At 64.9% G+C, this 2,331-nt stretch carries 1 protein-coding gene; it reads left to right on the top strand.

Annotated features, from left to right (window positions below):
• Positions 1–2,331, top strand: a 2,331-nt coding sequence (locus O5O46_RS34855) for a type I polyketide synthase (protein WP_269859696.1), incomplete at both ends; no start/stop codon positions are given.

Here is a 2,331-nt window from a genome sequence, read left to right as displayed (position 1 = left end):
GTTCTGCTCGACACCGACACTGACAGCGAGCTGGACGCCGTGGTGCTGGGCCAGGTGCTGGCTGTGGATGAGCCGCAGTTGGTGTTGCGTGATGGGCAGTTGCATGCTGCTCGCTTGACCCGGGTCAGTCCCACCGACGAATCTTCCACTTTCCCGGAGTCGGTTCTGGGTGGGTCGGGGACGGTGGTGGTCACGGGTGGCACTGGTGGTTTGGGTGGTGTGCTGGCGCGGCATCTGGTGGCCGAGCACGGTGTTCAGCATCTGTTGCTGCTGAGTCGGCGTGGTATGGATGCTCCGGGGGCCGCGGAGTTGGTGGCGGAGTTGGGGGAGCTGGGCGCCGCGGTCTCGGTCGCTTCGTGTGATGTGGCTGACCGACAGGCCTTGGCCGAGGTGCTGGCTTCCGTCTCGCCGGATCATCCGGTGACCGGGGTCGTGCACGCGGCAGGGGTTCTCGAGGACGGTGTGATCGGATCGCTGTCGGGCGAGCAGCTGGACCGAGTACTGACTCCAAAGGTCGATGCGGCCTGGAATCTGCACGAACTCACCCAAAGCCTCGATCTGTCGCTCTTCGTGGCGTTCTCGTCCGTGGCGGGACTCACGGGTAGCGGTGGGCAAGCCAATTACGCTGCGGGCAACGTGTTCTTGGACGCGTTGATGCAGCAGCGCCACGACCAGGGACTGCCGGGGCTGTCGATGGCATGGGGGCCCTGGACGACCGAGATCGGCTTGGTGGGCGGTCTGTCCCACACTGACCTCCAGCGGATCGCTCGTTCGGCCATGCCGCCGTTGGCGGTAAACCAGGGTGTGGATCTGTTCGACCGCGCGATACGCATCGGATATCCGGCGCTGGCATTGACCCGACTCAACCTGCAGGCGCTGCGTGCCCAGCAGGACGTCCCAGCCGTGTGGCGATCGCTGGTCGGCGGCAGTCTCCGCCGCGCTGCCAACAACACTCGTAATGGTCGTGAGGGCCTGGCGCAGCGGCTGGCCGGAATGGCCAGTGCGGAACGCGAACAGGTTCTGCTCGATCTGGTCCGGGAATCCGCCGCAGTCGTGCTGGGGCACGCCTCGAGCGCGCAGATCAACACCGACCAGCCGTTCAAGGCACTCGGATTCGACTCACTGACGGCGGTCGAGCTGCGTAACTTACTGCAGTCCAAGACGGGTCTCGGTCTGGCGTCCAGTGTGGTTTTCGACTATCCGACTGCTACCCGGTTGGCCGGGTATCTGGCGGGCGAGTTCGGCGGTTCACAACCCGCGGAGTCGGCTGTGGTGCCGGCGGTGGTGTCGGTCACCGATGATCCGATCGCCCTCGTGGGAATGGCGTGCCGATTCCCCGGAGGTGTGTCGGGTCCGGACGATCTGTGGCGGCTGGTCACGGATGAGGGTGATGCCATCACTCCGTTCCCTGTCGGCCGTGGCTGGGATCTGGACGCACTGTTGGGTACTGTCGAGCCCGGGTCCGGAATGTCGGCGACTGAGCACGGGGGCTTTGTTGACGGCGTTGATGAGTTCGACGCTGCATTTTTCGGAATTTCGCCTCGGGAGGCGTTGGCTACTGATCCTCAGCAGCGGTTGTTGCTGGAGGTGTCGTGGGAAGCTTTGGAACAGGCGGGGATTGATCCTGCTTCGTTGGCGGGCAGTTCGACCGGGGTTTTCGCCGGTGTCTACCAGTCCGGGTATGCCGATCTGGTCTCTCGTGAGCAGCTACAGGGGCATTTGCTCACGGGTGGCGCGGCCAGTGTGATCTCTGGTCGGGTGGCTTACACGTTGGGCCTTGAGGGGCCCGCGGTGAGTGTGGACACCGCTTGTTCTTCGTCTTTGGTCGCCATACATCTCGCAGCCCAGGCGTTGCGGTCGGGTGAGTGCACGCTGGCACTCGCCGGTGGCGTCACGGTGATGGCCACCTCCGACGGTTTTGTCGAGTTCACGGCGCAGGGCGGTTTGGCGGCGGACGGGCGCTGCAAGTCGTTCGCTGATGCCGCCGATGGCACTGGGTGGTCTGAGGGCGTCGGGGTTGTGGTGATGGAGCGGTTGTCTGACGCTCGCCGTCATGGCCACGAGGTGTTGGCTGTGTTGCGGTCTAGCGCGGTCAACCAGGATGGTGCTTCGAACGGGTTGACCGCCCCGAATGGTCCATCGCAGCAGCGGGTGATCCGTCAGGCGCTGGCCGCTGCCGGATTGTCTCCCGTGGAGATCGATGCGGTGGAGGCTCATGGCACGGGGACTCGGCTGGGTGACCCGATTGAGGCTCAGGCGTTGCTGGCCACGTACGGCCAGGACCGTGCCGAGGGGCAGCCGTTGTGGCTGGGGTCGTTGAAGTCCAACATA

It is taken from the genome of Streptomyces sp. RPT161 (assembly GCF_027533845.1).
GTDB classification, from domain to species: domain Bacteria; phylum Actinomycetota; class Actinomycetes; order Streptomycetales; family Streptomycetaceae; genus Streptantibioticus_A; species Streptantibioticus_A silvisoli_A.
The sequence above is the reverse complement of the archived record's forward strand: the minus strand, read 5'-3'. Positions and strand labels throughout refer to the sequence as shown.